This window comes from Formivibrio sp. oc-25 (assembly GCF_055810895.1).
The window spans coordinates 1-8,218 of record NZ_JBVVOL010000052.1; the positions used below are offsets into that span (position 1 = coordinate 1).

Sequence of the window (8,218 nt, forward strand, 5' to 3'; positions counted from 1 at the left end):
TTGGTAGACATGTGGACTCCGGACAATGCGGCAGTTTCCTGCCAAAGGTCCGTTTACACAAAATTCTGCACAGGCCCAACCCAGAGCAAACGCTGTTGCGGGATTTGTTAAAGCAGGTGCTGACATTGGCCGGCTTGGCCTGGCCGACCTCGGGCGAGCACTTCAGTTTGGATAGCAAGATGATGGACATGGACTTTGCGCAAAATTTTGCGCAAGTTAGATCAGACATACAGGATGGAGACAGTCCAAGTGACTGTCGTAATACTTAGAACCCGTTCACGATCTGTAACCAGAAGTCGTAACGCCCTGTCGACGGAGGTGGAATGACCACGATGGCTACTGACCCGGCAGAGCATGAAGCAGCGCCACGGACTGGACAAACGCAGCAGGGGTTGTGTGCGACCAGCATGATCAAGAACAAGCGCATTACGGTGTGTTTTGCCGAGAATAGACTGATAAGTGGATTTTGCAAGACGCGCTGCATCGGCAACGCGCAAGCCTAGGCCCCAAATCTACTAACTTTTACAGGATGAAATCTGATGATTGTGATGAGCCTGCAGGTGTTGTGCAAATGACTCACGTTGGACGAATAGCAAACTGAAGTCTTCCGCCAGCAGCATACTATCTAAAAACAGAATTGGAAAAACTTTCCTCCTGAAAAGCCAGGCAGAAAGCTGGAAACAAATCCATTGTTTATTTTTAGCACTCTAAATACGTAAATCTCTCACCCACCTATTGGTTTTTAATTAGACATATAGAAAACACAATCCAGCCTTCACAAGGTAGTTCAGGACAAAAAACCAACTCGGCTCAAGAAAAAATTCATGAAATCAAACTTGAAAGATATTTTTGTCACCGTTTTAATAACATGCATAGAAACTTGGATTCTATGCCTCCTTTTATTAAATACAAACCTGAACACATCACCACTCGAATTTTTGTCCATCCTAACCGCCGCCCTGAGATAACAGATACAACACTGACACATTAATAAAATTGATTTATTTGCACAAACAGATAGCCATCATAGCCACCAATTATAATTTACGGATTGACAATCACCGAGACAATGACAATGGGAAAAATTATCTGCGATGAAATAACTTTCCGCAAATTGGAGATATTTCTTGCGTACATGAGTCATAGCAATCTAACCAAAGCAGCCGAACAACTTGATATCAGCCCCGTCAGTGTACATCGCGCATTACACTCCCTAGAAGAGGGTGTCGGCTGTGCATTATTTCATCACACAGGAAGAAACCTGATCCCAACAGAAGCAGCTAGAGTTTTAGCGAATGCTGCCTCTGATGTACAGGAACGCATGTCCAATGGGATTAAAGCAACCCGTGAGGCTGCCGGACTATATGCCGATAGATTAAGAATTGGAACCGTATACTCGTTAACAGCACAACTAGTCCCTAGAGTTGTGGTTGACCTCAAGGCAAGACGCCCAAACTTAAGTACCGATCTAGCTCTTGGATCCAATGCGGACTTAACCGAAAAACTCAAGCAAGGGCAGATTGATGCCGCCCTCATGCCAATAATCGACCACGACCCAGAACTTGAGTGCATCGACATATTTAAAGACAGCATTTATTTTGCAGCACCAGCTGGATCCATATACTCCGAACGAGAGAGCATCGGCCTAGATGAAGTAAAAAATGAATTATTTGTTTCTCTGTCTGGGGGATTCGCCACCACAAAAGGATTTCAGGAAGCATTTAGAAGAGCAGGATTCACCCCCCACATTTTCATGGAAGTGAGTGATATATTTACCTTAATGAACTTGGTGCGTGGTGGACTCGGCTATGCTCTATTACCAGGCAGAGCAAAAAATATGTTTGGCGACCATATCCAATTCATTCCATTGACTGAGAACTTTCAAATACATCAGAGTGTAGGACTTATCTTCTTAAGGGCCAGAGAAAGAGACCCTAACATCCTTGCACTGGCTGCCGCTTGCAGAATGATTGGGAAGCATGAATTTTAAATTAGAGCACTCGATTAACCTCACACAGAGCATTAGAATTCATCAATGGACCGACCATGACTCTCTACACAAAAAAATCATTTTCGATACCGACAGTGCAAAGGATACTCAGAGATCGTGCATGTCACTTCCATATTGAACACATCCACACATGCACGTCGACCAACACCATACTACTTGAGAAAGAAAGTACAGGACTTCCTTCTGGTTATGTCTTGGTTGCAGACGATCAAACAGCAGGCCGAGGACGCCTTGGTCGCACATGGGTCTCAAGCCAATGCTGCAGCCTGACATTTTCAGCACTATGGAAATTTCCCGATGAAAGCAGAATATTTGGCTTAAGCCTTATTGTAGGATTAGCCGTCGCAACCGGATTACAGGATCTAGGAATCAGCGGAATTTCATTGAAATGGCCTAATGACATTTGGCTAAACGAGAAAAAGGTTGGCGGGATATTGATTGAAGTAGCCTTCAACAACACTGGGGCATCCACAGTAATTGGAATTGGGATAAATCTACACAAACACCCAGACTGGCAAAATATCATCGACCAACCGTTAGCGGCAATTGATGATGAAAAACCTGGCTTTAGCAGAGAAGAAATACTGGCTGCAATTCTGCTACGCCTACAAGAAAAACTAGAAAAATTCTCCTTCAATGGATTCGAACCAATGCGCAAGGAATGGGATAAATTTAACGCACTGATCGGACGATGGGTAAATGTAGCATCAATTACAGGGGAGCTGACCGGGGTATGCATCGGCTGCTCTGCCAATGGCGAGCTAGAAATCCTGGACAAGTCAAACACCAAACACATTATTACCGCAGGCGATGTAGGATTGAAAGTCAGACCCCTACCCTCTCCCGCACAAATAAAAAATATCGACCAACAACCCACTATAAATAATTAATTCACCCCAAATAAATAAAAAGCCAAATATAAATTAGTTCAGAACAAGCAGCACGCCAACCATTGAAACACATCAAACCAATGACTCAGCCACTTTGACATTTTCACCCAAAATCACGGAAACATTCCGCTTAGATGAAAAAATCGACTTGCCCGACCCGCAAACAACAATTTCATTGCAATGAAATTTTTCCAAATCATGCACAACATCACTCAAACCATCATAAGAACAGACGTGATGACTAACCATTGCTCCTTTCTCCCTCAAGGAATCAGAAATATTTTCAAGCAGCGAACTCCCTCTTGCTTTATGAAAAGCAATCATCCGTCTTGACGTATACAATCTCATCATCTTCCAGCACGAACGAGGGTTAAACTTGTATAGCAAATGCACATGCATTGAACTGAGCAAAGTTCCATAATGATCAATAACATAATCAACACATGCCATATAGTCTTTCGTAACGTCAACACACACTAACAAGCATTGTGATGAGTCACGCACACCCTCTGATGCTTCAACTCCAGGACTACTCTGCAGATTCATCACATTCACCCATAAAAGTAAATTCCATCATTAACCATGCGCTGTAGCGCCCCCAACATAACAATTCAACCACCAACAACAAAGGCAAAGACAGCGCCCCACTTTCGCCGTAACGAATTAAACAACACACGCAGCCAATAGGGAAATTTTATATTTAATCCAACCCCAATTGAATACCATAATAATTCTCAACACACATCAAAAATAGATTGGCCAACACACTCAATCCAGCAAGAATAATTCAACACAATTATCGCACATCAAAAATCATATATGGATTACAAATAGCCTCGCTACTCCGGTATGCATTCTCCACCCTCTTCCTCACTATCAACCTGACAGGAAGCTGGCCATCATTTCTAAATATCCAATCCACATCAAAATCAGTAGCCTCCCGTATCACTATTATTTTATTTTCAGAACCAATCTCAGCCTTTATAATCGATCGTGCAACATCGATGCTTCGAGCCTCTCGAACACAGCAACCAAGACCAGTTTCCGCATAAAATAAACCCATAGCTTCTCACTCACAAACACTATAAAAATGTATCGAAATTTGTTGATAAACCCACGGAAAGGCAGCACAGACCAAATCAAGCAGGAGGGGGAGGCTAGACTCAGTCTGCGCTGCCAACCATTTCCACAACAGTAGGGTTGCGCTGCAATTAAACGCGAAATAGACCCGATCAGTCCATTCACCGATGCGTAAAATCATTACCCTGAACGAATCCACCAATACGCTGGGCAGGCTAACAACAAACAAGCCATCACAACTTCATCAAGTGGTGGAGCTTATAAATTTCATATACAAGTTTAGTAAGCACATATCTATGCAATACTTGGGGTCTGAGATTAGGATATTTCATCAAGAATAACACTACAAAAATAGTCGTTACTAAATACCAAATAATAGACATATAAATTTACAATAATTTTTCCCATCAATATCAGATATGAATGATGATTACAGGAGAATTTTATGAAACTGAAAGCCAGAATCTGGTTGATCATAGCTGCCGCCCTGATCGGCTTGGCCACACTGTCTGCCATTGCGTTGCTTACCATGAAGCAGCAATTGGTTCAGGAAAAGCAGGTACAGATCAAGACCCTGCTGGATATGTCGGTCAGTGTGACCAAGTATTACCACGAGCAGGAAAAGGCCGGCTCGCTAAGCCGTGAAGATGCGCAGTCCCTGGCCAAAAAGGCGATCGGAAACATGCGTGCCGGACATGATTACGTCTTAATCAAAACCCGCGATCACATTGTTGTTTCACACCCCAGCAAACCCGAAGGGACAAAAGATCTGGGGGCCAAGCAAAATGATGGACGCACCCTGTCCGAGGTTTATGATGAAGCCTTAGCCAAATCGAGCATGCCTTATGTCGATATTCTGACTCCCCGCCCCGGAGAAAAAACGGATTCACCCAAGCTCAATGGCCTGATTGTGTTCGAGCCGTGGAACTGGGTGATCGGTACCGGTTTTTTCCTGAACGATATTGAAGAAGCGTTCTGGAATCAGGCGTTGGTATTACTGGGTTGCGCGCTGGTTTTGATTGCTGTGGTGGCAGTGCTGGCCTTGAGCATGTCCAAAAAGATTCTGGGACAACTGGGGGGTGAACCGCAGTACGCGGCAGAAATCGCTACCGAAATTGCCTGCGGTAATCTGGCCAGCAATATCCAGGTTGAGGGTAGTCAGGAAAGTTTGCTGGGGTCGATCAAGGCGATGCAGGATGGCTTGCGCACCATGGTGGAACACTTCAACGTGGCATCGCTGCAGTTGGCCAATTCCGCCGAAGGTCTGACCGAGCAAATGGATAATGTCAGCAAGGGCGCACGCGAAACCGCCGAAGCCACCTCTTCGACCGCCGCAGCGGTCGAAGAAATGACCGTCAGCATCAACCATATCTCTACCAACGCACACGAAACCGAAGCCAATGCGCAAGCCTCGGTCGAGCTATCTTCTGTGGGTGAAGTGCAAGCCAACAATGCGGCCGAAGAAATCCGCCGTATTGCGGATAACGTCAGCACGGCTACCGAACTGGTGCGTGGTCTGGTTGAACGCTCACGCGAGATTGACAGCATGAGTGCGGTGATCAAGGAAATTGCCGACCAGACCAACCTGCTGGCACTGAATGCTGCCATTGAGGCCGCGCGGGCTGGGGAACAGGGCCGTGGTTTTGCCGTGGTGGCCGACGAAGTACGCAAGCTGGCCGAGCGCACATCGGGTGCCACACAAGACATTACCCGCACCATCCATGCCGTGCAGGAAGATACCGATCAGGCTGCGGCTCGCATGGATGATGTGAAGCAACAGGTTACACATGGGGTTGCGTTGGCGGTGCAGGCTGCCGATGCCTTGCGCCAGATCCATGCCAGTTCGCAACAGAGTCTGGTCAAAACGCGTGAAGTGGCCAATTCTGCGCATGAACAGAGCCAGGCAAGTAATAGCATCGCTGTAAATATTGAAAAGATTGCCCAGATGGTGGAAGAATCGGATGCGGCAGTGCATTCCGCCCATGATCAATTACAAAGTCTGGATGCCTTAGCTAAAGAGCTGCATGAAGCTGCGGCAAAATTTCGTCTGCACTAATCAGCAAACGCCGATAATTTCCCTCGCCAAGAAACCCCTCCCGAAGGAGGGGCGCGAGAATAACCAGTATGTCCTGATGTAAGTTTCCTCCACAAGGTTTGTCCATTTGCGCTCGAACCGGGGCCAACCGATTCTTGCCTTCATTCGCTGCCAAGCGTTTGAGGGCTCCACTACAACGGGCTGCCAAGCCCTATTTCGTCTCTTGCGAGACCCACATCTTCGCCAATTGCTCCAGTCTTTCGGGACACCGTGCCAACGGTGCTGCAGCTTGCACTGCTCCCCACGCGCTTCGGTCGTATCGCGCAATGAGTCAAACCCTACTCAACGGGTCTCCCCCTCTCTGTTTCTGCCCATACGGTGCCAACCGACATGGTCAACGGAGAGGTTCCTGCGTTAGTCATCTGCTACTGCGCTGTTCAGCGCCATTGTCTCCGCTACATTCCTAGCTTTTCAGCTTTCCGTAGATTTCCCCGGCTCGATGTTCCGAAGCAGCTCGGGTACTCAGAATGTGCATCATCGACGACGAACCATAGCTTTGTGCCTATGGCTCTGAACAGCTCCGCACAGCATCCTCGAAGGATGCCGTTAGAGGTTTGAGCTATGCATTGACCCCTGCTTTCGCAAGGTGCCGGTATCGCCAGCTTTCGCCTTGATACCCTACCGTGTCACCACGGTCTCAAAAGCCATCCTCTGCGGTACGCGTTGCGCTCTTCCGATACGCCCCACGAGTTGGACTGGATACCAACTTTCACACGTATGACAGGTCGCCCGGGCATTACCTCCCGGGTGCCGTTTCCGCGTCGCCCAACATGCTGAATGGATCATTTTGGTGATTGGGTAGAAGGTCGGAATTGCACCGACCAGCCCCCGTCGTAACGCAGCGAGCCTGATTAGAGGCACTGCGCTTCAGCAATGGCTTAGCGTGAAGTTTGGCGAACCTCACGCATGCCGGATTGGCAATCCGGCGTGGCCTTTCGGCCGATGTGGTTGCAGGTGGCAGTCTGCCTTCTGTATCCATATACAGCTCGATGGGATACACAAGACAGACTGCATGGAGTTGCGCTCCGCGATGCTCTCGCATCGCCCGCTGTCCACCGTGATTGTTTCCTCACATCCCCGTATAGCACCGGTGCAGCGGATAAAGACCTCGCGTGGGGATTTTTTTGTTTGGAACATCAAGTAGTGCGGCCTTGCCGCACCGAATCACACTGCGAAATTGCGCGTCTGCGCCGCGCAATGCCCCTGCATGTCGGTTGCGTGGCGCTATACCCAGTATCCCCATCAACTGGAGTTACTTGATATGACAGCCGCTAACCCACCCGTTACCCCGATTGCATTTTCCAAGACGGCGGCACTCAGCCGCGTCATCGATGCCGTCACCAAAGGCTACGTCTTCTACTGCACCGGCCGGTGTCCTGCCGTAAGACTGCAAGCGCTCGCGCGCAAGTTCCATCTGCGTTACGGGATTGGTTGCTCGCCAGCGCAGCGTTTGACTCGCAAGCAACATGAGCAAGCCAACGCCATCTTCGTCGCTTACTGCAATGCCAAGAGCCTTGAGAAGGAGCTTCCTCAGGCGCCAGGCCAGCGCTGCGCAGGCGTACAAGAAGGCGACTCGACAGGCATCACCGAAGCACCCAACTGCAATCCGCAGATGGATTGGGTGAATCTCCCCTCTGGTAGTGAAGTGGAGTGGTTGTTGCTGGTCACGAAAGGCACCGGCCCAGTACATGAGCAGGAGTCGCTCCGGTGTGTGACGGACAAGCAGCGGTTGGTCTACTGCGGATACGAACTGGTACGCCATCCAGTCGCCGGCCGGACTGCCTGGACGTTCCGGCGAACGAAACAGGAAATGACCACGCTGTATGCGCTACTGGATAGCCAGCTCAAACGCCACAGGCATGACGAAGTCGAAGCTACCCTGGCGCGGATCAGTCGCCAGCCGGGATTCTCTGGTGTGCGCGAACAGAGCAAATCTCTGCTGCGCCATGCGCAACAACACGGTTATCCAGGTGAGCTACCCAAGTTGTTTTACATGCAAAAAGTCGGCCATGGCATTTCCATGATGTTGGAATGAACGCCCCTCCAATGGCCGCATGGAATTACCTGTCTAGTTTCGTACGATCATATCTCGCAACGTATCCTGAAACTTGCCACTGCGCGCGAGGTTTTGGGTAGTCTTCT

General features: G+C 48.5%; 6 protein-coding genes. 5 read left to right on the forward strand and 1 reads right to left on the reverse strand.

Features of this window, described 5'->3' with window-relative positions; genetic code table 11:
- The 3 genes from AC0KVQ_RS15885 to AC0KVQ_RS15895 all read left to right on the forward strand — a co-directional run.
- Positions 1-269, forward strand: a 269-nt coding sequence (locus AC0KVQ_RS15885; RefSeq protein ID WP_473422168.1) for a hypothetical protein, incomplete at its 5' end; no start/stop codon positions are given.
- Between the two features lie 806 nt (positions 270-1,075).
- A complete protein-coding gene (locus AC0KVQ_RS15890; RefSeq protein WP_473422169.1) occupies positions 1,076-1,990 on the forward strand; it encodes a LysR family transcriptional regulator in 915 nt (304 codons plus the stop codon).
- Between the two features lie 56 nt (positions 1,991-2,046).
- The gene (locus AC0KVQ_RS15895; RefSeq protein ID WP_473422170.1) at positions 2,047-2,901 is read left to right on the forward strand and encodes a biotin--[acetyl-CoA-carboxylase] ligase; all 855 of its coding nucleotides are present in this window, start codon (positions 2,047-2,049) and stop codon (positions 2,899-2,901) included.
- 72 nt (positions 2,902-2,973) lie between these two features.
- Here AC0KVQ_RS15895 and AC0KVQ_RS15900 read toward each other — a convergent pair whose 3' ends face one another.
- Positions 2,974-3,447, reverse strand: a complete 474-nt coding sequence (locus AC0KVQ_RS15900) for a hypothetical protein (protein WP_473422171.1) — start codon at positions 3,445-3,447, stop codon at positions 2,974-2,976.
- A 979-nt stretch (positions 3,448-4,426) separates the two neighbouring features.
- Here AC0KVQ_RS15900 and AC0KVQ_RS15905 point away from each other — a divergent pair.
- A complete protein-coding gene (locus AC0KVQ_RS15905) occupies positions 4,427-6,037 on the forward strand; it encodes a methyl-accepting chemotaxis protein (protein ID WP_473422172.1) in 1,611 nt (536 codons plus the stop codon).
- Between the two features lie 1,300 nt (positions 6,038-7,337).
- Complete coding sequence (locus tag AC0KVQ_RS15910) at positions 7,338-8,111, forward strand: hypothetical protein (RefSeq protein WP_473422173.1); 774 nt, start codon at positions 7,338-7,340, stop codon at positions 8,109-8,111.
- Positions 8,112-8,218 lie beyond the last annotated feature (107 nt).